The sequence below is a fragment of the Phaeovulum vinaykumarii genome (genome assembly GCF_900156695.1).
GTDB lineage: Bacteria > Pseudomonadota > Alphaproteobacteria > Rhodobacterales > Rhodobacteraceae > Bieblia_A > Bieblia_A vinaykumarii.
Genome location: NZ_FTOM01000003.1, coordinates 51,708 through 75,450, shown reverse-complemented (window position 1 = coordinate 75,450; position 23,743 = coordinate 51,708). Strand labels below are relative to the sequence as shown.

At 68.3% G+C, this 23,743-nt stretch carries 25 protein-coding genes and 1 tRNA gene; 15 read left to right on the top strand and 11 right to left on the bottom strand.

Going from position 1 to position 23,743, the window contains the following annotated elements; all coding sequences use genetic code 11:
• Positions 1-70 precede the first annotated feature (70 nt).
• The 6 genes from rpe to BW949_RS08415 all read left to right on the top strand — a co-directional run bounded on the left by rpe (position 71) and on the right by BW949_RS08415 (position 4,347).
• Positions 71-763, top strand: a complete 693-nt coding sequence (gene rpe, locus BW949_RS08440) for a ribulose-phosphate 3-epimerase (RefSeq protein WP_076365082.1) — start codon at positions 71-73, stop codon at positions 761-763.
• Positions 764-990: 227 nt separating this feature from the next.
• Positions 991-1,539: a thioredoxin family protein gene (locus tag BW949_RS08435; protein WP_076365080.1), complete on the top strand. Its 549-nt coding sequence runs from the start codon at positions 991-993 to the stop codon at positions 1,537-1,539.
• On the top strand, positions 1,539-2,195 hold the full coding sequence (gene gph, locus BW949_RS08430) for a phosphoglycolate phosphatase (protein ID WP_076365078.1): 657 nt from the start codon (positions 1,539-1,541) through the stop codon (positions 2,193-2,195). Before BW949_RS08435 ends, gph begins: the two co-directional genes overlap by 1 nt.
• Entirely contained in the window at positions 2,186-2,881 is a 696-nt protein-coding gene (locus BW949_RS08425; RefSeq protein WP_076365076.1) for an HAD-IA family hydrolase, read from the top strand. Before gph ends, BW949_RS08425 begins: the two co-directional genes overlap by 10 nt.
• Before the next feature lie 101 nt (positions 2,882-2,982).
• Positions 2,983-3,417, top strand: a complete 435-nt coding sequence (locus tag BW949_RS08420) for a protein tyrosine phosphatase family protein (protein ID WP_159440055.1) — start codon at positions 2,983-2,985, stop codon at positions 3,415-3,417.
• Positions 3,418-3,564: 147 nt separating this feature from the next.
• Positions 3,565-4,347 (top strand): helix-turn-helix transcriptional regulator, encoded by a 783-nt coding sequence (locus BW949_RS08415; protein ID WP_179747538.1) that lies wholly within the window; start codon positions 3,565-3,567, stop codon positions 4,345-4,347.
• 341 nt (positions 4,348-4,688) lie between these two features.
• Here the strand turns inward: BW949_RS08415 and BW949_RS08410 are convergent, their stop codons facing one another.
• From BW949_RS08410 to BW949_RS08400, 3 genes are all read right to left on the bottom strand, one after another.
• Positions 4,689-5,000, bottom strand: a complete 312-nt coding sequence (locus BW949_RS08410; RefSeq protein WP_328585814.1) for an H-NS histone family protein — start codon at positions 4,998-5,000, stop codon at positions 4,689-4,691.
• A gap of 175 nt (positions 5,001-5,175) precedes the next feature.
• Positions 5,176-5,694, bottom strand: a complete 519-nt coding sequence (locus tag BW949_RS08405) for a disulfide bond formation protein B (RefSeq protein WP_076365074.1) — start codon at positions 5,692-5,694, stop codon at positions 5,176-5,178.
• Complete coding sequence (locus tag BW949_RS08400) at positions 5,691-6,269, bottom strand: YqaA family protein (RefSeq protein ID WP_076365072.1); 579 nt, start codon at positions 6,267-6,269, stop codon at positions 5,691-5,693. Before BW949_RS08400 ends, BW949_RS08405 begins: the two co-directional genes overlap by 4 nt.
• 195 nt (positions 6,270-6,464) lie before the next feature.
• Here BW949_RS08400 and BW949_RS08395 point away from each other — a divergent pair.
• Both BW949_RS08395 and BW949_RS08390 read left to right on the top strand, forming a co-directional pair.
• A tRNA-Leu gene (locus tag BW949_RS08395) sits at positions 6,465-6,548 on the top strand.
• Positions 6,549-6,826: 278 nt separating this feature from the next.
• Entirely contained in the window at positions 6,827-7,273 is a 447-nt protein-coding gene (locus BW949_RS08390) for a hypothetical protein (protein ID WP_143524426.1), read from the top strand.
• Between the two features lie 150 nt (positions 7,274-7,423).
• Here BW949_RS08390 and BW949_RS08385 read toward each other — a convergent pair whose 3' ends face one another.
• The 6 genes from BW949_RS08385 to BW949_RS08360 form a co-directional block, all read right to left on the bottom strand.
• Positions 7,424-10,189, bottom strand: coding sequence for a methyl-accepting chemotaxis protein (locus BW949_RS08385; protein ID WP_076365068.1), 2,766 nt, complete (start codon positions 10,187-10,189; stop codon positions 7,424-7,426).
• A gap of 67 nt (positions 10,190-10,256) precedes the next feature.
• Positions 10,257-11,597 carry an ABC transporter substrate-binding protein gene (locus BW949_RS08380; RefSeq protein ID WP_210187214.1) on the bottom strand — a complete coding sequence of 447 codons (1,341 nt, stop codon included), beginning with the start codon at positions 11,595-11,597 and terminating at the stop codon, positions 10,257-10,259.
• 49 nt (positions 11,598-11,646) lie between these two features.
• Positions 11,647-12,081 (bottom strand): nucleoside deaminase, encoded by a 435-nt coding sequence (locus BW949_RS08375; protein WP_076365066.1) that lies wholly within the window; start codon positions 12,079-12,081, stop codon positions 11,647-11,649.
• A gap of 26 nt (positions 12,082-12,107) precedes the next feature.
• Positions 12,108-13,556, bottom strand: a complete 1,449-nt coding sequence (gene guaB / locus BW949_RS08370; RefSeq protein WP_076365064.1) for an IMP dehydrogenase — start codon at positions 13,554-13,556, stop codon at positions 12,108-12,110.
• A gap of 226 nt (positions 13,557-13,782) precedes the next feature.
• The gene (locus BW949_RS08365; RefSeq protein WP_083947668.1) at positions 13,783-15,012 is read right to left on the bottom strand and encodes a TDT family transporter; all 1,230 of its coding nucleotides are present in this window, start codon (positions 15,010-15,012) and stop codon (positions 13,783-13,785) included.
• 295 nt (positions 15,013-15,307) lie between these two features.
• Positions 15,308-16,273 carry a GNAT family N-acetyltransferase gene (locus tag BW949_RS08360; protein ID WP_076365062.1) on the bottom strand — a complete coding sequence of 322 codons (966 nt, stop codon included), beginning with the start codon at positions 16,271-16,273 and terminating at the stop codon, positions 15,308-15,310.
• A gap of 154 nt (positions 16,274-16,427) precedes the next feature.
• Between BW949_RS08360 and BW949_RS17550 the strand changes: the two genes are divergently transcribed.
• The 7 genes from BW949_RS17550 (at position 16,428) to BW949_RS08330 (ending at position 22,567) form a co-directional block, all read left to right on the top strand.
• Complete coding sequence (locus BW949_RS17550) at positions 16,428-16,562, top strand: hypothetical protein (RefSeq protein WP_268875845.1); 135 nt, start codon at positions 16,428-16,430, stop codon at positions 16,560-16,562.
• A 102-nt stretch (positions 16,563-16,664) separates the two neighbouring features.
• Positions 16,665-17,804: an outer membrane protein transport protein gene (locus BW949_RS08355; protein WP_076365060.1), complete on the top strand. Its 1,140-nt coding sequence runs from the start codon at positions 16,665-16,667 to the stop codon at positions 17,802-17,804.
• Between the two features lie 213 nt (positions 17,805-18,017).
• Entirely contained in the window at positions 18,018-18,896 is an 879-nt protein-coding gene (locus BW949_RS08350) for an ATPase (RefSeq protein WP_076365057.1), read from the top strand.
• A gap of 121 nt (positions 18,897-19,017) precedes the next feature.
• The gene (locus BW949_RS08345; RefSeq protein ID WP_076365055.1) at positions 19,018-19,938 is read left to right on the top strand and encodes a homoserine O-succinyltransferase; all 921 of its coding nucleotides are present in this window, start codon (positions 19,018-19,020) and stop codon (positions 19,936-19,938) included.
• Entirely contained in the window at positions 19,928-20,956 is a 1,029-nt protein-coding gene (locus BW949_RS08340; protein ID WP_235816249.1) for an alpha/beta fold hydrolase, read from the top strand. Before BW949_RS08345 ends, BW949_RS08340 begins: the two co-directional genes overlap by 11 nt.
• 101 nt (positions 20,957-21,057) lie before the next feature.
• Positions 21,058-21,942 carry a polyphosphate kinase 2 gene (gene ppk2, locus BW949_RS08335; RefSeq protein ID WP_076365051.1) on the top strand — a complete coding sequence of 295 codons (885 nt, stop codon included), beginning with the start codon at positions 21,058-21,060 and terminating at the stop codon, positions 21,940-21,942.
• 7 nt (positions 21,943-21,949) lie between these two features.
• A complete protein-coding gene (locus BW949_RS08330) occupies positions 21,950-22,567 on the top strand; it encodes a TetR/AcrR family transcriptional regulator (protein WP_076365049.1) in 618 nt (205 codons plus the stop codon).
• 25 nt (positions 22,568-22,592) lie between these two features.
• Here the strand turns inward: BW949_RS08330 and BW949_RS08325 are convergent, their stop codons facing one another.
• The gene (locus BW949_RS08325) at positions 22,593-23,228 is read right to left on the bottom strand and encodes a LysE family translocator (RefSeq protein WP_076365047.1); all 636 of its coding nucleotides are present in this window, start codon (positions 23,226-23,228) and stop codon (positions 22,593-22,595) included.
• Complete coding sequence (locus BW949_RS08320) at positions 23,228-23,686, bottom strand: Lrp/AsnC family transcriptional regulator (protein ID WP_076365045.1); 459 nt, start codon at positions 23,684-23,686, stop codon at positions 23,228-23,230. The genes BW949_RS08325 and BW949_RS08320 overlap by 1 nt, the downstream gene beginning before the upstream one ends.
• Positions 23,687-23,743: the final 57 nt, after the last annotated feature.

Sequence of the window (23,743 nt, the reverse complement as noted above, 5' to 3'; positions counted from 1 at the left end):
AAGATCCGGGCGGGCCTGTTTGGGGCCCGCCTGCCCTGTCCCTTTCGGCCATCCCACAAGGAGTTGCGCGATGACCTTCGACCGCCGCATCAAGATCGCCCCCTCGATCCTCTCTGCCGATTTCGCCAATTTCGGCCAGGAGATCGAGGCCATCGAGGCCCAGGGCTGCGACTGGGTGCATGTCGACGTGATGGACGGGCATTTCGTCCCCAACCTGACCTTCGGCCCGCCGCTGGTCAAAGCCATCCGCAAGCACGTCAAGACCTTCATGGACGTGCATCTGATGATCGCGCCGGTCGATCCCTATATCGAGGCCTTTGCCGAAGCGGGGGCGGACATGATCACCGCCCATGTCGAGGCCGGCCCGCATATCCACCGCACGCTTCAGGCGATCCGCGCGCAAGGCGTGAAATCGGGCGTCGTGCTGAACCCCGGCACCCCGGCCGAAGTGGTCGAGCCGCTGCTCGATCTGTGCGACATGGTGCTGATCATGACCGTAAACCCCGGTTTCGGCGGTCAGAAATTCATCCATTCCGGCGTCGAGAAGACCCGCAAGGTCCGCGCCATGATCGGCGACCGCCCGATCCATATCCAGATCGACGGCGGCATCACCCCCGAGACCGCGCCGCTGGTGGTCGAGGCGGGTGCCGATTGCCTGGTCGCGGGCTCGGCTGTCTTCAAGGGCGGTTCGGTGTCGAACCCCGACGTCTATGGCGCCAATATCCGCGCCATCCGCGAGGCCGCCGAGGCCGCGCTGAACTGAACCCCGGTGTCAGGGGGCCTGCGGGAAGCGTGACGCGTGCCGGACGAGGAGACGCGCGCACCACTTTTCCGCAGGCCTGTGCGGGGGGCGGGAGGGGAGGCCCGCCCCCCGACGCAGCCCCCCGCGCCCCCCGAGGCCGCCCCTGCCGCGCGGCCCCTTTCCCTCGGCCGCGGCGGCCCTAGCTCTGGGGCATCGCGCGCATCCCGCATGCAAAGGAGAAAAGGACCATGGCCGTTTCCCCCCCCGTCTGCGATTTCGGCTGGCAAGCCCCCGCCTTCACCCTGCCCGGCACCGATGGCCGCCGCTGGAGCCTGGATCAGATCCGCGGCCCGCGTGGCACGCTGATCATGTTCATCTGCAACCATTGCCCCTACGTGCAATCGGTGCTGGACCGGATCGTGCGCGACGCCCGCGCGCTGATGGCCGAGGGGATCGGCCTCGCCGCCATCTCGTCGAATGATGTCACCGCCTATCCCGAGGACAGCTTCGACAACATGGTCCGCCTTGCGACGGAACGCGCCTTTCCCTTTCCCTATCTTTTCGACGAAACTCAGGATGTGGCGCGCGCCTATGGCGCGGTCTGCACGCCCGACTTCTTCGGCTTCGATGCCGCGGACGGGCTGCAATATCGCGGGCGGCTCGATGCCTCGCGCAAGGAAGCGGCGCCGGACGCCCGGCGCGAACTCTATGAAGCCATGCTGATGGTGGCGCATACGGGCCGCGGCCCGGCCGAGCAGGTGCCCTCGATGGGCTGCTCGATCAAGTGGAAGGCCTGATGGCAACAATCGTATTCGACCTCGACGGCACGCTGATCGACAGCGCGCCCGATATTCACGCCGCCTCGAACGCCGTCCTGGCCGAGGCGGGTTTCGATCCCCTGACCTTCGACGAGGTGCGCAGCTTCGTCGGCAAGGGCGTGCCGCATCTGGTGGGCTGCCTGCTCGAGGCCCGCGGCCAGCCGCGCGAGGGGGAATTGTTCGACCGGCTCTATGCCGATTTCACCGCCCGCTATCACACCGCCGTCACGCTGACGCAGCCCTATCTTGGCGTGATGGACGCGCTCGAGATGCTGCGCACGCGCGGCCATGTTCTGGGGGTGTGCACCAACAAGCCGGTGGCGCCCGCGCGTGCGGTGCTCGATCATCTGGGGATGTCCGACTATTTCGGCGCCGTTCTGGGCGGGGATTCGCTGCCCGTGCGCAAGCCCGACCCCGAGCCGCTTCTGGCGACCTTTGCCGCCCTGGGCGGCGGCCAGCCCGTCTTCGTGGGCGACAGCGAGGTCGACGCCCAGACCGCCGAGGCCGCGCGCATTCCCTTCGCGCTCTATACCGGCGGCTATCGCAAGACGCCGGTCACCGAGATGCATCACGACGCGCTGTTTGATGATTTCGACGCCCTGCCCGAATTGGTGGAATGGCTCGCATGGCTCTGAAGGCGCTGATCTTCGACGTGGACGGGACCCTGGCCGAGACCGAGGAGGCGCATCGAAAGGCCTTCAACGCGACCTTTGCCGCGAATGGCATTCCCTGGCACTGGAGCCGCGAGGATTATCGCATTCTTCTGAGCACGACGGGCGGCAAGGAACGCATGGCCGCCCATCAGCGCGACCTGCCCGAGAAGCTGACGCCCGAGCAGATCGTGGCGCTCCATGCGGAAAAGACCCGCCGCTACGCCGAGATCCTGGCCGGCGGCGGGCTGCGCCTGCGGCCGGGCGTGGCCGATCTGGTGGCGCGCGCGCGCGCGGCGGGGCTGAAATGCGCCGTGGCCACCACGACGAACCTGCCCAATGTCGCGGCGCTGACCCGCGCGACCTGGGGTGCCGCGCCCGAGACGATCTTCGATGCCATTGCTGCGGGCGATCAGGTCAAGGCCAAGAAGCCCGCGCCCGATGTGTTCCTGTTGGCGCTCGAACGGCTGGGGCTGCCCGCCGACGCCTGCCTGGCCTTCGAGGATTCGCGGCCCGGTCTGGCTTCGGCGCAGGCGGCGGGGCTGCGGGTTCTGGTGACGCCGTCGGTCTATACCGACGGCGAGGATTTTTCCGCCGCCGATCACGTTCTGCCCGATCTGACCCATCCCCTGCCCGATCTTCTGGCCGAAGCGCTGGACGCGCGCGCCTGATCCCGTTACGGCTGGCCCGGCCCGACAGCTGCGGCTTGCGCTTGCGCCTCGGGTTGCTCAAGATGACCCGGCGCGGGAGAGGCGCCGACAGGGAGACGGGAATGCTGGAACTTCGGCCGATTGTGCCGGGATTTGCGGTTGCGCCGCAGATCGCCATTGACGATTTCGACGCGATCAAGGCCGAGGGCTTTCGCCTCGTCATCAACAATCGGCCCGACAACGAAGTCGGGGCCGATCTGGCCTCGGACAAGATGCGCGATGCGGCGCTGGCGGCCGGGCTTGATTATGTCTATCTGCCTTATTTCTCGGGCAATCTGACACCGCCCCTGGCCGATGCCTTCGCCGAGATCCTGTCGCAGCACGCCGGCCCGGTGCTGGCCTATTGCCGGTCGGGCACGCGGTCGTCCTATCTGTGGGGCATGGCGCAGGCCGGACAGCGCCCCACGCCCGAGATCCTGTCGATCCTGCTGCGCGCGGGCTACGAGGCCTCGGGGCTGGCGCCGGCAATCGAGGGCCGCGCGGCACGGCTGGATTGAATCGTCGTAAATTTGGAGTTAAACGAATCAACATGGCACGCGCCGCGTGGCGTGTTTGACCTTGCGCGGTGCAGGCCGCCGTTTTTTCGGCGGGCGAAAGAATTTTGCCAATTCATTTCCGGTTCTGCACGACGAGAGGTTATTTCGTTGCTCGATCATATTGAAAAATTGTTCCAGGCGCGGTCGCTCGACGAGGTCTGGGCGCTGCACACCGCCAAGATGAAGCGTTTTGGTTTCGACCGTCTGCTTTACGGCTATGTACGGTTCCGGAGCGCGATCGACACGGCCAGTCTGGACGATACGCTGATCCTGTCGAACCACACCAATGCTTATCTCGAAGCCTTCTTCGGCGCGGGGCTTTATCGTCATGCGCCCATGGTCGATTGGGCCGTCAGCAACGAGGGCGTGCGCAGCTGGCGCGAGGTCGCCGAGGCGGCCGCGCAGGGCAAGCTGTCGCCGATGACGATGCGCGTTCTCGAGGTCAATGCCGCCCATGGCGTGGTGGCGGGCCTGTCGATCAGCTTTCAGGCCGAAAGCCCGCGGTCAAAGGCGGCGATCGGGCTTTGTGCCGCGCCGGGCCTCGACCAGGACGCGGTGGACCGGATCTGGGCCCGCCACGGCCGCGAGATCCTGGCCCTGAACAACCTGATGCACATGCGGATCACCGCCCTGCCCTTTGTCTGTGCCAGCCGCCTGCTGACGCCGCGTCAACGCGAGGTGCTGGAATGGGTGGGCGATGGCAAGACCGCTGCCGACATCGGCGAGATCCTGAATGTCTCGGTGGCCACGGTGGAAAAGCATCTGCGTCTGGCGCGCGAGGTTCTGGGGGTCGAGACGACGGCCCAGGCGGTGCTCAAGGCCTCGATGCAGCGGCAGATCTTCCTGGTGCCGGACGAAAGCGAACCGCAGCGGGGCTTGCCGCTGCCGTGATTGGGTGCGGTCTTGTGTCGCAAGTCAGGTTTCCCTGACTGGAACTTTGGGCGTCGGGGCTGTCATCTATGCAGGTGACGCGCTTCTGGGTTGAACCCTGTTTTGTCAGTGATCCTTTTGCTTGCAGCGCGGATCTGATTTCCGGTGCTTTGTCCGGCGCCGGGGATTTTTGGGCGACGCTCGGGCCACCACCCCGGTCTGGTCGAGCGTGACTTGGCGGAGCCTCTGGCTCCGCCTTTTTTCTGGCGGCCCGGGTCTTCTGAAAGGCCCGGTTCTTCTGAAAGGGTGGCGCCTAGCGGACCTGTTCACCCCGGAGACAAGATCCGGGGGAACAGGCGCAATCAGATCCGGAACGTCTCGATATCGACGCCGCGGTCGATGGCTTCGGTGATCCAGCGCGGTTTGCGCCCCCGCCCCGACCAGGTCAGGTCCGGGTTTTCGGGATGGCGGTATTTCGGCGGGTTGACCGATTTGCCCTTGGCGGGCACGTCGATGATCTCGTTGAGGGAATAGCCCATCTCGCGCGCCTGGGCTTCAAGCTTCTGCCGGGCTTCAAGAAGCTTGCGCGTCGAATAGGAACGAATTGCGCGCGCGACGTCCTTTTCAAGTTTCTTGAGGTCGTCGAGCGACATGTTTTCGAGGTCAAAGTCCACGATATTGCCTTCTTGTCCGGTATTATTGTTCGGCACGTTTCTGGTATGCCATGATTTATCCTATATCGTTTTATAACAGGATGAAAGGATAATTCCGGCGTAATTCACGCGCAAAACGGCGCTTGCGCGTATTGACGCCGGGGGAAGGCGGTGGGGGAAGCGGAAACTGGCCGCCTCAGCCGCGGCGCGCGGCGGCGATCCACAGCCCGGCCAGCACCAGCGACACGATCGCGTTCCAGCTGGCCATCGACAGGCCCATCAGCGTCCACACCACCTCGTCGCAGCGCACCAGCGGCGCCGACATGATCTGCGCCATCAGCTGATCGGCGTCCAGTCCGCTGACCCCGCTTGAGGTGCAGGCACTGGGCCCCGCCCAGAAATGCCGTTCAACGCCCGTATGATAGACGCCAAGCCCGGCCGAGATCAGCATCACCGGGCCGCCGGTCAGACGGGCCAGCCGCGCCCCCGGACCTGCCCCGCGCCCCGACCTGTCGCCCCCCGACCCGTCGCGCCCCGCGATCGCGGCCAGCGCCAGCCCCAGCGCGATCGCATGCGGCCAGCGTTGCCAGATGCACAATTCGCACGGCGCATAGCCCATGGCCTGAAAGACGAAGGCGCCGGCCAGCACCAGGGCCGACCCCGCCCCGGCCAGACCCGCCAGCATGCGACCCGAGGTCAGGAATTCCGGTTTCATATATATTTCACCATGTAGAAGCCTCCGATCAGAAGCGCCAGTGCCGCCGTGATAAGCCATCCCAGCCAACGTTCGATGAAGATCCGGATCGGCGCGCCGAATTTCCACAACAGACCGGCCACGATGAAGAAACGCAAGGCGCGCGCCAGGATCGAAACCGCGATGAACAGACCCAGATGAAGCCCGGTCGCCCCTGAGAATATGGTGATGACCTTATAGGGAAAGGGCGTGACGCCGGCAATCAGAACCGCCCAGGCGCCCTGTTCGTTGAACCGCGCGGCCAATGTGTCAAATGCGTCGGCCTTGCCGTAGAAATCCAGAACGAAATGGCCCAGACTTTCCATCAGGCCCCAGCCGATCGCATAGCCCAGAAGCCCGCCCAGCACCGAGGCGACCGTGGCCACCGCGGCAATGACGAAGGCGCGGTCGGGGCGGGCCAGGATCATCGGGATCAGAAGGACATCGGGCGGGATCGGAAAGACCGAGCTTTCGATGAAGGCCACGAAGGCCAGCGCCCAGAGCGCATGACGATGCCCGGCAAGTCCCAGCGTCCAGTCATAGGCGCGTCTCAGCATGGAGGGCTCCTTCAGGGTGCAGCACACGGGCGCAAAAGCCGGCCCTTGTCCTCGGCGACATTGCCCGCCTTGTCGCCGAGGTCAAGGAAAAGGGGGCGCGGCGGGTGCGCCGGATCTCTTGAGTCCGCGCCCGACAGGCCCTATAGCTTGCCTGCGCTTCGCCCGGTCCGGGGCCTGCCATCGAAGCGCAAGCCTGCGGGTGTGGCGAAATGGTAGACGCGAGGGACTCAAACTCCCTTTCCGCAAGGAGTGTCGGTTCGAGTCCGACCACCCGCACCACGAAATCCTCTCAAAATGGTGTTCACCTGGCAGTTTGGCCGGCGGCGGTCGGTCGGGCAACGCGCGCATGCGGGCAATGTCGGTAGTCCTGACTGGACGCGGGCTCACCCGGCGCGGGCAGGAACGGTCTCGGCGTGAACTCTAAAACATGTGTGGGGACGCGCTCCGATCCCTGTCCGCGGTCGCAATCCCATGGTCCCCGCATGTCGGAGCTATCGCGTGTGTCGTTGAAACGCGCCGTTTCGCCGAGATGCGGTCCAATTGATCCGGAGGAATATGTGAAGAGAAGTCTTGCTTTGGTTCTGGGCGCTGCGCTGGTCAGCGCCTGTCAGACAACGCAGATGCCGTCGACGGAACCCGCCGCGTCATTTGTCGTGTCCCGAGTGGATATCGCGCCGATGGCGCAGCAGAACCTGTGCCGTCAGCTCGGCGGGCAGGCGGTTCAACCGGGTCTCACGATCTCGCATACCAAGCTTGAAGGCGTGCCGATCATGGTGCGCATGTATGACGTCATAAGCGATGGGAGCAGGGTGGAACACCGGCGCGTCCGGGTTCTTTCCGAGGCCGATGGGACGACGGAGGTGTCATCGGGCTTCCTGCCGCCGTGTAACAGGACCCACGGTCGCACGAATTCCAGCTATCGTTTCGATATCCGCGCGGGGAGGCAGAAGACCACGATCCGGTGGGGGGATTACAATTCCGCCAACGGGACGATCTCCGGCTGATCCGTCCGGATCGCAGGGGCGCCGAAGCTTAGGGCTTTCGTGCCAGTCAGATGAAGGCGCCCCACCCATGGCATGAGCACGGGTGGGGCTGTCATTGGGCGCGCGGGCTGCTCGTTACGCTCGAGGAGCGCGCGCGCCGTCTGGAACGGCTCAGGAGGCGCGGCGATATCCGTTGTCGGCCTCCGCCGCGCTGCGATCGTCGCGCAGCGAGAAGCGCGAGACCAGCTGCGTCAGATTGTTCGTCTCTTGCGAGAGCCCCTGCCCCGCCGCGGTCGTTTCCTCGACCATGGCGGCGTTTTGCTGGGTTGCCTGATCGAGCTGGCTGACCGCGGTCGAGATCTCGGAAATGCCGGTCGATTGCTCGCTGGCGGCGGCCGCGATTGCCGAGACCTGCTGGGTGATGTTCTCGATCGACTGGACGATCTCGCCCAGCGAGCTGCCCACCTGCCCCACCATCGACACGCCGCGGCTGACGTGATTGCCGCTATCCGAGATCAGCTGGCCGATCTCGCGCGCGGCCTCGGAGGACCGCTGGGCAAGGCCGCGCACTTCGGAGGCAACAACCGCAAAGCCGCGCCCGGCCTCGCCCGCACGGGCCGCCTCGACCCCGGCATTGAGCGCGAGAAGATTGGTCTGGAAGGCGATATCGTCGATCACGTCGATGATGGTCGAGATCTTGCGCGAGCTGTCCTCGATGGCGTTCATGGCCTCGACGGCGCCGCCCACGACCTCGTTCGAGCGTTCGGCGCGGGCGCGCGCATCCAGCACCGCGCGATCGGCTTCGCGGGCCCCCTTGGCCGAAGAGGCCACGGATTCCGTGATCTGGGTCAGCGCGGCGGCAGATTCCTCCAGTGTCGCAGCGGTGGTTTCGGTGCGCTGCGACAGCGCCAGAGAGGCCTGCGCGATATCTTCGGCGCCGCCGTTGATGGTGATGATGCCATGCGAGATGGCCCGGATCGCCGTTTCAAGGGTGCTGACGGCCTCGTTGAAATCCGCGCGCAGCTGTTCGTAGCCGTCCGAGAAGGGTTCGTCGATCTGCACGCGCAGATCCCCGTCGGCCAGGCTGCGCAGGGCGTTGGCCAGCGCCGTCACCACGCGGGCTTGGGCTTCGGCCTGGGCGCGGCGTTCGGCCTCCGCGGCGGCGCGCAGACGTTCCTTCTCGGCTTCGGCCGCCTGCTCGCGCTCGTGTTCGCGGCGTTCGGCTTCGGCCAGCGCCTGGCGCTCGGCCTCCTCGCGCGCGACCTTGTCGCGGAGCGCCTGCGCCTCGGCCTGGGCGCGCGCCTCGGTCTGGCGGCGGTCCTCTTCCTGAAGGCGGGCGTTCTCGACGATCCCGTCGCGGAAGACGCCCAGCGCGGCGGTCATCATGCCGATTTCGCCGCGCTTGACGGGCAGGCTGTCGACGATCTCGAGATTGCCGCGGGCCAGTTGCCCCGTGGCTTCGCTGACGCGGCCCAGCGGACGGATGATCGAGGTCCAGGCAAACAGCATGGCCAGACCGGCGAAGACGGCACAGGCGGCGACCACGAGGCGCAGCTGGAAGATGGCTGCATCCATCTCGGCGCGCAGCTCCACGCCGGCGGTATAGATCCGATCCAGCGCGGTGGCATTGGCCTGGGCGGCGATGGCCGCGACCTCGTGCAGGGCCTCGGCGGCGGCATCGGAAATCGTGGCGGCCTCGGCGCGCGCCTTCAGCACCGCCGCGCGCGAGGCGGCGATCCCGGTGCCATCGGCGGCGAAGGTCTGGAGCTTGCGCACGAGCGGGTTGAGGCTGGCGGTGCCGTCGGTCAGCTCGGTCTCGAGCTTGGCCGCCGCCGCGACCAGTTCTGCCTGACGCGCCTTGAGCGTGTCGGCATCATCGGCCACGGCCACCTGAAAGGCCTTGGCGATGAAGCCCTTGATCGTGTCGGAGAGCGCGGAAAGCTGACGCAGGCTCACGACATCGGCGCGCAGCATCTCGAATGCGGCGCGGTTCTGCGAGGCGGCGCGTTCGCTTTCCATGCGCAGATCGAAGATCAGGTCATCCTGGACCACGGCCAGTTCGGTCTCGAGATCCTTGCGCATCGACAGAAGCTCGGCGCTGCGGTCCGCCCCGGCGGCCGTGCCGGTGATGTCGGCAAAAAGCGACATCGCGCGGTCGATCACGTCGCGGCGGCTGCCCAGCGCCTCGGTGCGCAGGATCGCCGGCAACATCAGTTCGAGCCGCGCCAGCGCCGAATTCGACAGATCGCGCAGGATGGTCGAGACGGCCGGGTCCGAAACCGTGCCCAGCGCCATGGCCACGCCCGAGAGGAGGTTGATTTCCGAGCGCACCTGGAGGGCCAGACGCACCTCGGCGAATTCCTGGCGCACGATCCGGTCGAAGGTGCCGCTGACCACATCGGCGGTTTCCTGGCCGGTGCGGTCGACGGCGCGGAAAGTGGCGTCCGACATCTCGGCCAGGCGGGCGTCGATCTCGCGCGAGAGGGTGTCGAGCGCGCTCAGCGCGGCGCCCAGTTCGGCATCCAGCGCGAATTCCTCGGCGCGCACGCGGCCCAGCGCCTTGATCCGCGCATCCGCCTGCGTCAGCGCCTCGTCGAAGGCGGCGCGGGCGTTTTCGGGCAGGTTGCGAATGGCCTCGTCGAGCGCGGCGCGCGCGGCTTCGGTTTCGCTCCGGCGGGTCTGGAGGCGGTCGGGATCAGAGGCCAGCAGCATCTCGGTGAGGCTTTCGCCCAGCACCTGGCTTCGGTCGATGACGCGGGCGCCATCGCGCAATGCAGGGACGCGTTCGGTGCGCATCACGTCGAGATCCTCGGCGGTCTGTTGAAAGACCAGAAAGGCCAGAAGGACCGCGGCCGCAGTGGTGGCGGCAAGGCTGAGAACGATCAGCAAGATGCGACCGGCAATTCCGTGAAGGGCAAGGTCGACGAGTTTGCGCATCGGCGTGTTTCCATCTTGTCATCCCGCCGCGGCGGGCGGGGGCCGGCGCGGGGCGCCGGTCATCGGATCAGTTGGTCAGATCCTCGATCCGGCCATCGGCCGAAAGGCGGGTCAGGAACACCGCATCGAGGCCCTGGTTGTCGTCGGGGCCGAAGTGAAGGGTGAGATCCTCGACGGGAACCTCGGTCAGCCCTGCCATCGCCTTGAGGAAGCGGGCGCGGTCGGGGTCGGGTCCGGCCGCGGCCAGCCCGGCAAGGACCAGCCGGCCGACCATGTAGCCTTCAAGCGAGATGAAGGCGGGCGCGGCCTCGGGCTCGACAGCGGCCAGCGCCTCCAGATAGCGGGCCACGACGGGGCGGTCGGTTTCCCAGGTGGGGGGGACGACCTGCGAGAAGATCACCCCCGCGCCCATGGGGCCCAGCTCGGCGGCCAGCGCATCGGCGCTGAGAAAGGACAGCGTGGTGAAGACCGTGTCGGGCAGGCCATGTGCCCTGGCCAGGCGGATCGCGGTGCTCAGCGGCGCCTGCGTGCTGATCACGGCGATGGCCTCGACATCGGCATCGCGCATGTCGAGGAAGGCGGCCTTGACGGCAGTGGTGTTGCGCACATAGCCGCCGATCGCGGCGGTCTCGAGGCCGCGCCGGGCCAGCGCTGCGCGCACGCCCGCCAGGCCCGAGCGGCCGAAGCCGTCATCTTGATAGAGCACGCCGATACGGGTGAAGCCGCGCTGGTCCACCAGATGCGCCACCCAGGCCTCGGCCTCGGCGGCATAGGAGGTGCGCAGGTTGAACACATTGCCCAGCGCGGTGTTGCGGGCAAACCCCGCCCCCGTCAGCGGGCCGACCAACGCCATCCCGGCGTCCGCGGCTACCGATTGCAGCGCGGTCGAGGTGGCGGTGCCGTAGCTGCCCACGAAGGCCAGCATGCGCGGATCATCGGCAATCTGGCGGCCGGCGGCGATGGTCTGGTCGGGTTCGTAGCTGTCATTGACGCCGTGGAGCGCCAGCGTCAGCCCGTTGACACCGCCGGCGCGATTGGCTTCCTCGAAGGCGGCGCGGATGCCCAGGTTGAAGGTCTGCCCGGCCATGCCCGAGCCCCCTTCGAAGGCGGCCACCTGCGCGAAATGGGCAATGCCATCGGCGGTCGGGCGGGCGGCCCTGTCGCGCGGCGCCGCCATCACGGGCGCATCGGCCACGGGCTGCGGCACGGTCGCGGGTTGCGGCACGGGCTCGGGCAAAGGGGCCATCTCGGCAAGGGCGGACGTGGCCAGACCAGCCAACACCAGGGCAGGCACAAGGGCCTTGCGCAGACCCGCACGCAGGAGGGGGTGCGATCGTTCGGGGGCCGCCGAATGGCCGGGGAAAGTCTGCCGGGTCATGATGTCCTCGAAAACGTAATCGAGGCTCACCATCCCGGAATACTTCTAACAAGCCCTTACTGGGGGCCTAAAAACCGTCCTAGCCGCGCCGCTGGGCGAAGAAGGCCCTGAGCAGATCCTCGGATTGCGCGGCCGAGAACCCGTCGAAGACCTCCGGGACATGGTGACATTGCGGATGCGTGAAGATCCGCGGCCCCTGCGCCACGCCGCCCGATTTGGGGTCTGCCGCGCCATAGATCAGCCGGGCGATGCGCGCGTTCGAGATGGCGGCGGCGCACATCGGGCAGGGTTCCAGCGTGACGAAGAGCGCATGCCCCGGCAGCCGCTCCGAGCCCGCCGCCGCGCAGGCCGTGCGCAAGGCCAGGATCTCGGCATGGGCGGTGGGGTCGTGCAGTTCGCGCGTGCGGTTGCCCGCGCGCGCCACGATCTCGCCGGCGGGGGACACGACCACCGCGCCCACCGGCACCTCGCCCCGCCGGGCCGCCGCGCGCGCTTCGGCCAGCGCGACGGCCATATGCGGGGCAAAACCGCGCACGCAGATCAGCCCAGCCGGTAGTTGGGGCTTTCGCGGGTGATCTGGACGTCGTGGACGTGGCTTTCCTTGAGCCCCGCGCCGGTGATGCGCACGAACTGGCAGCCGCCGCGCATGTCGGCCACGGTGCGGTTGCCGGTATAGCCCATCGCCGCGCGCAGGCCGCCGACCAGCTGGTGGATCACCGCGCCGGCCGAGCCCTTGTAGGGCACCTGGCCCTCGATGCCTTCGGGGACCAGCTTGTCCGAGGCCGCGTCCTTCTGGAAGTAGCGATCCGCCGAGCCCCGCGCCATCGCCCCCAGCGAGCCCATGCCGCGATAGGATTTGAACGACCGGCCTTGATAGAGGATCACCTCGCCGGGGCTTTCGTCGGTGCCCGCGATCGCCGAGCCCACCATCGCGCAGGACGCCCCCGCCGCGATCGCCTTGGCGAAATCGCCCGAGAACTTGATGCCGCCATCGGCAATGATCGGGATGTCGCCTGCCACCGACGCGGCATCCATGATCGCGGTCAGCTGCGGCACGCCCACGCCCGCCACGATCCGCGTGGTGCAGATCGAGCCCGGCCCGATCCCCACCTTGACCGCATCGGCGCCGGCGTCGATCAGCGCGCGCGTGGCCTCGGCGGTGGCGACGTTGCCGGCCACCACCTGCACCGTGTTCGACAGCGCCTTGATGCGTTCGACCGCGCGCGCCACGCCCTCGGAATGGCCATGCGCGGTGTCGATCACGATCAGGTCGCAGCCCGCGTCGATCAGCGCCTCGGAGCGCGCAAAGCCCGCATCGCCCACCGTCGAGGCCGCCGCCACCCGCAGCCGTCCCAGGTCGTCCTTGCAGGCCAGCGGGTTCAGAACCGCCTTCTCGGTGTCCTTCAGCGTCAGCAGGCCGGTCAGCTTGCCGGCGCCATCGGTGACCAGCAGCTTTTCGATGCGTCGTGCCTTCATCAGGCTCTTGGCGGCATCCAGATCGACCGGCTCGGTCAGCATCGCCAGGTTCTCGGCGGTCATCATCACCCGCACGGGCGTCCGGTCGTCCGAGGCAAAGCGCATGTCGCGGTTGGTGACGATGCCGACGACATGGCCTTCGGCGTCCACCACCGGAAAGCCGGTGACGTTGTAGCGCTCCTGAAAGGCCTTGGCATCGGCCAGGGTCTGGTCGGGGGTCAGCGTGATCGGGTTGTAGACGACACCGGATTCAAAGCGCTTGACGCGGCTGACCTCGGCGGCCTGCTCCTCGACGCTGAGATTGCGGTGGATCACGCCCATGCCGCCGGCCTGGGCCATGGCGATGGCCATGCGGGCCTCGGTCACGGTGTCCATGGCGGACGAGAGCAGCGGGATGTTCATGCGGATCGCGCGGGTGACATGGGTGGTCACGTCGGCATCCGACGGCAGCACCGAGGATGCGGCCGGAACAAGAAGGACATCGTCGAAGGTGAGCGCCTCGCGAATCTGCATGGGTGGCTCCTTGGCAGGCTTCGTTTGGCGGTTCCCTGTTTCATGCCGGCGGCGGCTTGGCAAGCCCTAATGCGGCGGTCCGTCGCCCGTCCCGTCCGGGCTGCGCGGGATCTGGCGCAAGCGGAAATGGCCCGGCGAGAGGCGGGTGTCGCGCGTCGGTCGGGCCCCGGTGAACCGGGGCCCCCTGCGCAAGGTCATGCGCGATGTCGTGCGAATTCGGTCGCGCTCAGGCCGCGGCGGCGGCGGTGGTGCGGGCCATGCGGCCTTGCACCCAATCGCGCAGCGACGACAGGCTGATCGGCAGGATCACCAGCGTCGTGCCCACCAGCGCCAGATCCCCGAACAGCCGCCAAGGTCCGTCCAGCGTCAGCCACAGCCCCGCCGTGACCGCCAGCGGAAAGCCCATCGTGCCCCACATCGGCCCCGGCCCCGCCGCCAGCAGCCAGCGCGAGGACACCGCAAAGAGCGCCGTCAGCGCCAGCGCGGCCAGACCCATGCCCTGCGCCAGAAGCGTATATCCCGCACCATGCGCCACCAGCCCCATCAGCGCCAGCGGCGCCAGATGCAGCACCATCAGCGGGCGCAGAACCTCAGGCACGCGCATGTGGCGCAGTTGGAGCGCGCAGAGCGCCCAGATCGACAGCGCCACCGGCAGCGTCAGCCAGAAGAGCGCGCGGGACAGCTCGTCCAGGCCCAGCCCCTGCCCCACCCAGGCCACGACCAGCGGGCCGGTGAATTGCAGATGCCACACGGGGCTGGCGCGGCGCTGTTCGGCCACGCCCACATGGAAGGTCCAGACCGCGGCCGCCACCAGCGCGACGTGCAGGCCCAGCCCCACCATCAGCAGCATGCGCGCCACGTCGGGCAGATAGGGCCCGAGTGCGGCTGCACACAGATCGACGCCCAGCACGGCGGCCGCCACCCCGGCACGGCCGGGCAGGATGCGCAATTCCTCGAACAGGACACGCGGACGGCGGGCCAGCTTGATCACATAGGCCACGAAAAGCGCGGCGAACAGGAAGGTCAGCGCCCCCAGCCCCATCGAGGCCAACGCGCGCGGCAGGGCGAAATCTCCGATCCCCTGGCGCCAGACCAGCCCCAGCGTCACCAGACCCAGCACCGGCAGGAAAACGGCCGGCGGCATCCGTCGCCCCAGCCCGGTGCCGGACAGGTCACGCCGCGCCGCAGACGCGCCGCAGCCCAGCGAGAACCCCTCGAGATCGCGGGCCGAGACCTCGGCCCCCGAGGGCGACAGTCGCGCAATCTCGGGCACCGCATCGCGGGTCCGGGCCGCCGCCTGTGAACCGCCCTGGCCGCAGCCCGACAGGCCGGCCAACGGGCCGCCCGCGGCTTGCGCGCCGCAGCCGCATCGCTCTGCGGGTCCGTTCCCGGTCATCTTCTCCCCCGTCCCGAGCCCGGAATCGGTCTCGAAGCGGTCACCACGCCTGCTGGTCATTGACGATCCCCGATCCTTCCGTCCTGCGGCTTTCGCTGCGGCATAACCGCCCGACTGCCGCGACGCAACCGCGTCCCCCGTCACGCAGCACAGATGTTGCACGCATTTTGTCGAAAGTGAAAGATTGTCGCAGGCCTGAGGCGAAAAAACTTTTGCAACAGATGTTTGAGGAATGTCCGGTAACGGATTTGTGAGCGGAAATGGTCAGAATGTGCCCGTTTTGCGTGCAATATGAAAAGCGTGTGACACGCAAGGCGCGTCCGCTGCGGCATCACGCCCCGCCCGGATCGCGCCGCTAGAGACGCGCCAGGGGGGCGATGACCCAGAGCGTCGGGCCCAGTTTCTGCGGCATGGCGCCGCATCCCAGCTTGAAGCGCGCCAGCCCCGGCGACCGCTCGTCGTCGAGATCGCCCAGGTCGATGTGGTGCACCCCCCGCGCGGCCAGATCGCGCATCGCCCGCCATAAAAGCAGGTTATGGGCATGCCGCTGGCGCCCCTCCACGCCCGACCAGCCGATGTGATAGGTGGCGCCGTCGCCGTGGCGCAGGAACAGCATCATCGCCAGCGGATCGGCTGTGCCGCGGCCGCGGGCCAGATAGAGCCACAGATCCTTGGGCGCGACAGCCGCCCAGCCGGCCAGAAACCCCGCCCCCAGGCTGCGATAGCCGCGCGCGCCGGCCTGGGCGCTGTCCAGCGCCAGCAGGCGCGCCAGCTCGGGTTCGGCGGCGTGGCCGGTCAGCCGTGCGACCTTGAGGCCCTCGGCCTCGGCCTTCACGAGGCGGTTGCGCCACTTGCCCTGCATGGCCGCGCGCATCTGGTCCTCGGGGCCCAGCGCCAGCCGCGCCTGGAATCGCGGCGTCATCAGCGGCACGAGGCCCGGCCCCGACGCGGCCTCTTCCGGGGTGGCCACGCTCAGCCCGCGCCCCAGCCGCCCCAGAACCCGGCGCCGCAGGCGCGCGTCGGTCGGGGCCTGCGCATCCCAGGCGGGGCCGCGCAGGATCACCCGCAGGCCGCGGCGGCGCAGGATCTGGCAGGTGCCCCAGGCCACGGCCTGCGGGCCCGCGATCTGCCAGCGTTCGACCGCGCGTCCCAGACCGGTGGCCACGGTCCCGTAGGTGGCGCTCTGGCTCAGCGCGGCGCCCGCGGGCACCAGCGCGCCCCAGGCTGCGGGCGCCATGTCATGGCAGGCGCGCAGGGTGCAGGCGCGCAGGGTGATGTCTGATGCGCGCGGGGCGTTCTGCCCGGCTTCGGGGTCCGTCATTGCGCCTTGCCTTTCTGCGCTGCGGGTCGGTGTCCTGGGGTGGCGCAGGGGGCCGATCCCGCCCCGCGCGCCCAGGGCGCATTAGGAAATCGGAAACCTTGTCGTTGTCTTAATGGTCGGGGATGTTCCACCCCTTTTTCCGAAAGATCGACCGATGCCGCGCCCCTCGACCCGCCCCCGCTTTCCCGCCCCGCGCCTCACGCTCTGGGTGCCGATTCTCGCCGCGACGGCGCTGTCGGCCCTCTATCTTGCCGGATTGGCGCTTGTGCAGGGGCTGTTCTTGGGCTGACGTGGCATTTGGACGCGACGTCAGGCGGCGCGCGCGATTGATCGCTCACGAACCGTTGATAGTGTTTTAACCTTAGGTCATGGGGAGCGAGAGGGAGGAACCATGAAGACATCCAGCTATACCACGGCACTGGGGGCCGTTGCCCTGACGTTGAGTGCCGCGGCCGCCGGGGCCGGCGGAATTGATCGCAGCAGCCAGTCGGTCGGCATCCTGTTCGAGGAGGGACGGTATGTCGAACTGAGCATGGGCGGCTTCGCCCCCGAGGTCTCGGGGTCGCTGGGCGGTGCGGCTTCGGGCGACATGGCCGGCGACTGGAGCAGCGTCTCCATCGCCTACAAGCAGGCCTTCGGCGACAAGATCGACGTGGCGCTGATCTTCGACCAGCCGATCGGGGCGGATATCGATTACCCGGCCGGGACGCCTTACCCCTATAGCGGCTCGACCGCGACGATCGACTCGAACGCGATCACGGCGCTGATGCGCTACAAGCTGCCGTCGAATTTCAGCATCATTGGCGGGATGCGGGCGCTGCGCACCTCGGGCAAGGTGATGCTGCCGCCGGTCGTGGGCTACCGCATGTCCACCTCGACCGAGACCGATGTCGGCTATATCGTCGGGGTCGCCTGGGAAAAGCCCGAGATCGCGGCCCGCGTCGCGCTGACCTACAATTCCAAGATCACGCATGATTTCGACGCCACCGAAACCACGCTGGCGCCGCTGCCCGGTCTGGCGGCGGGCACCTACAACACGGCCTTCTCGACCAATGTGCCGCAATCGGTGAACCTGGAATTCCAGAGCGGCATCGCCAAGGACACGCTGCTGTTCGGGTCGGTCCGCTGGGTCGACTGGAGCGATTTCGTGATCCGCCCGACGACCTATGTCGGCGCGATCAACGGCCTTGTCACCGCCGGGGCGATCCCCGCGGGCACGAACCGCAACCTGGTCGATTACAACAAGAGCACCATCACCTATACGCTGGGTCTGGGGCGCAAGTTCAACGAAACCTGGTCGGGCGCCGTGATCGCCAGCTATGAACCCCAGGGCAACAGCCCCACCGGCAACCTCGGCCCGCATGACGGCATGGCCGCGCTGGGGGTGGCCGCGACCTGGAAGCACGAGAACGTCAAGGTCACCGGCATGGTCCGCTATGTCTCGATCGGGGATGCGACCACCCAGCAGGGCGCGCGCTTCTCGGGCAACAGCGGCTGGGGTGCGGGGGTGCGCGTCGGGATCTCCTTCTGAGGCCCCGCTCTTTCCCCTTGGGCCCGTGACACATGGCCCCGCCCCCGTTCGGGCGGGGCCTTTCCGTTTGCGCCCCCCTTCCGCCACGCACCCGGCCCCGTGCCGCAGGGCTTTGACGCGCGCGCGGCCCGGCGCTAGACCTGTGGCGCAGCAGGCCCCGGCAGCGGGGCCGGTTCGGGCGGCCAGAGGCGGGCCAGCAAGGCGGGAGCGAGGATGATCTACGAAAACGCGGCGGAATGGCGGGCGGCGGCGCATCGCAAGGTGCTGGTCTTCGGCATGTCCGGTCTGGGCAAGACCCATGTGTCGAACCTGCTGCGCGCTGACGGCGGCTGGTTCCATTATTCGGTCGATTACCGGATCGGCACCCGCTACATGGGCGAACATATCGCCGACAATTTCAAGCGCGTGGCGATGAAGGTGCCGCTTCTGCGCGATCTGTTGATGACGGATTCGGTCTATATCGCCTCGAACATCACCTTCGACAATCTGGCGCCTCTCTCGACCTATCTTGGCAAGCCCGGCAATCCCGACAAGGGCGGGCTGCCCTTCGCCGACTATCTCGAGCGCCAGGACCAGCACCGCACCGCCGAGATCGCGGCGCTTCTCGACACCCCGCATTTCATCCGCCGCGCCGAGGAAATCTATGGCTACCGGCATTTCATCTGCGACACCGGCGGCTCGATCTGCGAGGTGGTGGACCCCGACGACCCCGAGGATCCGGTGCTCAAGGCGCTGTCGGAAAACCTGCTGATGATCTGGATCGAAGGGTCCGAAGCGCATACCGCCGAATTGGTGCGCCGATTCGTGCGCGCGCCCAAGCCCATGTATTACCAGCCTGAATTCCTGCATGACGCCTGGGAGGCCTATCGCGCCGAGAAGGGCGTGTCGGAATCCGAGGTCGATCCCGACGATTTCGTGCGCTGGACCTTCGCGCGGGCGCTGGCGCATCGTCAGCCGCGCTACCGTGCGATTGCGCGCAACTGGGGGCTGACCGTGCGCGCCGAGGACATGGCAAAGATCCGATCCGCTGAGGATTTCGAAACCCTCATCGCCGATCTTCTGGAAGCGCACGCGGCTTCGGGCCCCGGCTAGAGGGCCGCCCCGCCGCGCGCTGTGCCGCGCCTGCCGCCTGCCCGTCCCTTTCGCGTCGCGTTTCGCGGCGCCCCTTGCGGGGATCTCCCCGCCGCCTATCTTCCTGCCGAAGGATATACGGATGCCGATCACCCTGCCCGAGAACCTGCCCGCTTATGACATCCTCCGCGAGGAGGGGGTAATGGTCATGAGCCCCGGCCGGGCGGCGGCGCAGGATATCCGGCCCTTGCGCATCGGGCTTCTCAACCTGATGCCCAAGAAGATCCAGACCGAGAACCAGTTTGCCCGGCTGATCGGGGCCACGCCGCTCCAGATCGACTTCCAGCTGATCCGCATGACCGAGCATCAGCCCAAGCACACCGCGGCCGAGCACATGGAGGCCTTCTACCGGCCCTTCGCCGAGGTCGAGGCCTCGGGCGACAAGTTCGACGGGCTGATCGTGACCGGCGCGCCGATCGAGCATCTGGAATTCCACGAGGTCACCTATTGGGACGAATTGCAGCGCGTCTTCGACTGGACGCAGACGCATGTGCATTCGACCTTCGGCGTCTGCTGGGGCGGCATGGCGATGGCGTGGCATTTCCACCGCGTGCCCAAGCATATCCTGCCGGCCAAGGCCTTCGGCTGCTTCCGCCACCGCAATCTGGCGCATGCCTCGCCCTATCTGCGCGGCTTCTCGGACGAGCTGCTGATCCCGGTCAGCCGCTGGACCGAGATGCGCGCCCCCGAGATCGAGGCCGCGGGGCTGCGCATCCTGTTGTCCTCGCGCCGGGTCGGACCCTGCCTGGTCGAGGATGCCTGCCACCGCGCGCTCTATGTCTTCAACCATTTCGAATATGACCGCGGCACGCTGGCCGAGGAATACGAGCGCGATCTTCAGGCCGGCAAGCCCGTCGTCGTGCCCTGCAATTACTTCCCCGACGACGATCCCACGCGCCGGCCGCTCAACCGCTGGCGCAGCCATGCGCATCTGCTCTATGGCAACTGGATCAACGAGATCTACCAGACCACCCCCTTCGAGATGGACCTCATTGGCCGTTGAACTTGCCCTGACCGGATTGACGGCGGCGCTCGGGGCCTCGGTGACCTGGGCGCGGGCGCGCCGACATGCCCGCCGCGCCGAGACCGACCACCCTCCGCGCGGGCAGATGATCGCGGTCGCGGGCGGGCGGGTCCATGCGCGGGTGCTGGGCTCGGGCGGGCGCGATCTGGTGATGATCCACGGCGCCAGCGGCAATCTCGAGGATTTCACGCTGGGGCTGGCCCAGGATCTGGCGCGCGATTTCCGCGTGGTTCTGTTCGACCGGCCGGGGCTGGGGCATTCGACCGGCGGGGCGGAGATGGTCGCGCCGCAGGCGCAGGCGGGCCGGCTGATGGCGGCGGCCGCGGCGCTGGATCTGCGCGCGCCGATCGTGCTGGGGCATTCCTATGGGGGCGCGGTGGCGCTGGCCTGGGCGCTGGCCACGCGCGGGGCGGGCGACGCGGCCCCACCCGCCCCGCCTACCCCGCCTTTGCCCCCATCCCTGCCGCCATCCGTGGCCGCGTCCGTCGCCGCGTCGGCGCTGGTTCTCGTGTCGGCTGCGGCGATGCCCTGGCCGGGCGGTCTGGGCCCGCTCTATCCGCTGATGGCCTCGGGGCTGGGGCGGCATGTGCTGGCGCCGATGGTGGCCGCCTACGCCGGGCGCGCGCAGATCGAGGCCGCGCTGGCCAGCGTCTTCGCGCCCCAGGCCGTGCCGCCGGGCTATGGCGCGCATCTGGGGGTGCGGCTGAGCACGCGCGCTTCCGTCCAGCACATGAACGCGCGCCAGGTCAACGGGCTGAAGCCGCATCTGCGGGCGATGGCGCAGGGCTATGGCGGGCTCGATCTGCCGGTCGAGATGGTCCACGGCACCGCCGATGTGATCGTGCCGCCCGCGATCCATGCCCGCCCGCTTGCCCGTCTGCTGCCTGCCGCGCATCTGCGCGAATTGCCGGGGGTCGGGCATATGCCCCACCATGTCGCCCCCGAGGCCGTGGCCGCCGCCGTGCGCCGCGCGGCCGGGCGCATCCCCGACGGCTGAGCCCGCGTCCCCTCCCCTTCGTCCCCCCCTCCTTTGTCTCCTGGCCTCTGGCCCTTTCGGGGCCCTGCCGCCATACTGCCCGGACCGACCCACGAGGCCCCATGAGCACCGACCTGCCCCCCCGCCCCTTCGAAGGCGCCATCACCCGCTATCTGCATGACACCGCCCCGCCGGAGATGCGCGCCGCCATCGCCGCGGCCGGCAAGAACGACATCCTGGCCCCGGATTACCCCTATCCGCGCGAGCTCACGCGCAAGCAGGCCGAGACGCTTCTGGCCCCGCTTCAGGTCGAGCTGGTCAAGATGATGTGGGCGCTGCGCGAGAACGGCCAGCGGCTGATGATCCTGTTCGAGGGGCGCGACGCCGCCGGCAAGGGCGGCGCCATCGAGACGGTGCGGCGCAACCTCAACCCGCGCTCGGCCTATATCGTGGCCCTGCCCAAGCCGACCGACCGCGAGGCCGGGCAATGGTATTTCCAGCGCTATGTCGATTGGCTGCCCGCGGCGGGCGAGATCGCGCTCTTTGACCGGTCGTGGTACAACCGCGGCGTGGTCGAGCATGTCTTCGGCTTCTGCACGCCCCATCAGCGGCGGCATTTCTTCGCCCAGCTTCCCGATTTCGAGAAGATGCTGGTCGATGAGGGGATCACCCTCGTCAAGCTCTGGCTCGAGGTCAGCCGGGCCGAACAGCTGCGCCGCTTTCTGGACCGCGAGCGCGACCCGCTCAAGCAATGGAAACTGTCGCATATCGACGTCGAGGGGCTGGCCCGCTGGGATGCCTATACCGCGGCCATCCACGAAACGCTGTCGGTCAGCGACACGCCCGAGGCGCGCTGGCATGTCATCCGCTCGGACGACAAGCACCGCGCGCGGATCGCGGCGATCCAGGTGGTGCTGGGCGCGCTCGATTATGCCGGCAAGGACGCGGATGTGATCGGGGCGCCCGACCCGGCGATCGCGGGCGGCATCGGCATGATGGGGCTCTAGCGGCGCGATGGCCAAGGCGGGATATCACCACGGCAACCTGCGCCAGGCGCTGGTCGAAGCGGCGCTGCGGCTGATCGAGACCAAGGGCCCGCAGGGTTTCACCCTGTCCGAGGCCGCCAAGCTGGCCGGGGTGACGCCGGCCGCCGTCTATCGTCATTTCGCCGGGCGCGATGACCTGATCGTGGAATGCGCGCGCCAGGGCTATGCGATCTTCGCCGATCTGATGGAGCATGCCTGGAACGACGGCCAGCCCAGCGCGCTGTCGGCTCTGGGGGCGGTGGGGCGCGCCTATCTTGCCTTTGCGCGCAAGTTTCCGGGCCATTACATGGCGATGTTCGAATCCGGTCTGGCCCCGGCCATGACCGCGCCGCTGGCGCCTGCGGCCGAACGCGCCGAAGCGGTGATGCTGGCTGCGGCGCACCGATTGTCGGAACATATCGCCGCGGACCGGCGCCCGCCCGCGGCGATGTTTGCCGCCCATGTCTGGGCGCTGGCGCATGGCGTGGTCGAGCTTTATGCCCGCCCCGGCGCGGGCAAGCGCGCGCCCTTCGCGCCCGAGGATCTTCTGGAAAGCGGGATCGGCATCTATCTGCGCGGGCTGGGGCTGATCGCGGCCGACGCCTGAGCGGGGGCGGCTGCCCGCCCGCGGCTCAGCCCCGCAGGATCAGCCCTCCCAGCGCGCGGGCCAGCGCCCAGACCCCGAACCCCGCCATCATCAGCGACGAGATCCGCGCCACCCACAGCGCAAATCCCCCCGGCAGCCGGTGGTGGAGCGCGGCCACCAGCCCCGACAGCAGCAGCCACCAGGCCATCGACCCGGCAAAGACCCCGGCCACGACCAGCGCCGCCGAGACGGCATCGGCCTGCCGCGCCAGACCCAGCCCCGCGAAGATCGCGGCAAAGGACAGGATCGTGGCCGGGTTGGCCAGCGTCAGCGCAAAGGTGGTGGCGGTCGTGGCCAGAAGGCCCGGCGTCCGGTCTTGCCCGGCGTCCACGGCGCGCGGCGCGGGCGTGCCGCGGGGCCAGCCGCGTCCGCCCAGCCAGATCAGGAAGGCGCCCCCCAGTAGGCCCAGCGGCAGCTCGATCCGCGCCAGCGCCGCCGCGAAGGCCGCAAATCCCGCCGCCGCCAGGCTGGCATAAAGCGCATCCGCCAGCGCCGTGCCCAGCCCGCCGGCCACCCCCGCCCAGAGCCCGCGCGCCAGCGTGCGCTGGATGCACAGCGCCCCGATCGGCCCCAGCGGCGCCGCGATCGCCAGCCCCATCAGCACCGCCTTGAGAAACAGCATCACACCCCCCTTGGCCGGAACGGCGGATCGACCACCGCCGACAGCGCCAGCAGGGTTTCCGAACGTGCGATCTGCCCGCCCGCCTTGAGCCCGGCCAGGAAGGTCTCGACCGCGTCGAGATCGGCCACCCGGATCTGCACCAGATAGGACCAGGGCCCGGTGACATGGTGGCAGGCGGTCACCTCCGGGCTTTCGCGCATGATGTCCCGAAAGGCGGCCTCGTTGCCGCCCGTGGCCAGCTCGACGAAGACAAAGCCCGTCACCGGACAGCCCATCGCCGCGGGGTCGGCATCCACGCTCAGCGCCCGGATCGTGCCGCGCGCCAGAAGCCGGCGCAGCCGTTCGTTCACCGCCGAGGCCGAGAGTCCCGCGCGCGCCCCGAGCGCCGCCAGCGATTGACGCGCGTCAAGGCTGAGGGCTTCGACAATCATGCGGTCTGCGTCGTCTAATTCCGTCATATCTGCGGCCTGAGTCTAGTATTTTCGCAAGAATGACGGAATTAGTTGCGTCCAGCA

Bases quoted from the DNA above. Each gene is read 5' to 3' on its own strand.
- rpe (WP_076365082.1), top strand. From the start codon at position 71: ATGACCTTCGACCGCCGCATCAAGATCGCCCCCTCGATCCTCTCTGCC.
- BW949_RS08435 (WP_076365080.1), top strand. From the start codon at position 991: ATGGCCGTTTCCCCCCCCGTCTGCGATTTCGGCTGGCAAGCCCCCGCC.
- gph (WP_076365078.1), top strand. From the start codon at position 1,539: ATGGCAACAATCGTATTCGACCTCGACGGCACGCTGATCGACAGCGCG.
- BW949_RS08425 (WP_076365076.1), top strand. From the start codon at position 2,186: ATGGCTCTGAAGGCGCTGATCTTCGACGTGGACGGGACCCTGGCCGAG.
- BW949_RS08420 (WP_159440055.1), top strand. From the start codon at position 2,983: ATGCTGGAACTTCGGCCGATTGTGCCGGGATTTGCGGTTGCGCCGCAG.
- BW949_RS08405 (WP_076365074.1), bottom strand. From the start codon at position 5,694: ATGAAACCGGAATTCCTGACCTCGGGTCGCATGCTGGCGGGTCTGGCC.
- BW949_RS08400 (WP_076365072.1), bottom strand. From the start codon at position 6,269: ATGCTGAGACGCGCCTATGACTGGACGCTGGGACTTGCCGGGCATCGT.
- BW949_RS08385 (WP_076365068.1), bottom strand. From the start codon at position 10,189: ATGCGCAAACTCGTCGACCTTGCCCTTCACGGAATTGCCGGTCGCATC.
- BW949_RS08375 (WP_076365066.1), bottom strand. From the start codon at position 12,081: ATGGCCGTCGCGCTGGCCGAAGCGCGCGCGGCGGCCCGGCGGGGCGAG.
- guaB (WP_076365064.1), bottom strand. From the start codon at position 13,556: ATGCAGATTCGCGAGGCGCTCACCTTCGACGATGTCCTTCTTGTTCCG.
- BW949_RS08365 (WP_083947668.1), bottom strand. From the start codon at position 15,012: ATGACCAGCAGGCGTGGTGACCGCTTCGAGACCGATTCCGGGCTCGGG.
- BW949_RS08360 (WP_076365062.1), bottom strand. From the start codon at position 16,273: ATGACGGACCCCGAAGCCGGGCAGAACGCCCCGCGCGCATCAGACATC.
- BW949_RS17550 (WP_268875845.1), top strand. From the start codon at position 16,428: ATGCCGCGCCCCTCGACCCGCCCCCGCTTTCCCGCCCCGCGCCTCACG.
- BW949_RS08355 (WP_076365060.1), top strand. From the start codon at position 16,665: ATGAAGACATCCAGCTATACCACGGCACTGGGGGCCGTTGCCCTGACG.
- BW949_RS08350 (WP_076365057.1), top strand. From the start codon at position 18,018: ATGATCTACGAAAACGCGGCGGAATGGCGGGCGGCGGCGCATCGCAAG.
- BW949_RS08345 (WP_076365055.1), top strand. From the start codon at position 19,018: ATGCCGATCACCCTGCCCGAGAACCTGCCCGCTTATGACATCCTCCGC.
- ppk2 (WP_076365051.1), top strand. From the start codon at position 21,058: ATGAGCACCGACCTGCCCCCCCGCCCCTTCGAAGGCGCCATCACCCGC.
- BW949_RS08330 (WP_076365049.1), top strand. From the start codon at position 21,950: ATGGCCAAGGCGGGATATCACCACGGCAACCTGCGCCAGGCGCTGGTC.
- BW949_RS08325 (WP_076365047.1), bottom strand. From the start codon at position 23,228: ATGCTGTTTCTCAAGGCGGTGCTGATGGGGCTGGCGATCGCGGCGCCG.
- BW949_RS08320 (WP_076365045.1), bottom strand. From the start codon at position 23,686: ATGACGGAATTAGACGACGCAGACCGCATGATTGTCGAAGCCCTCAGC.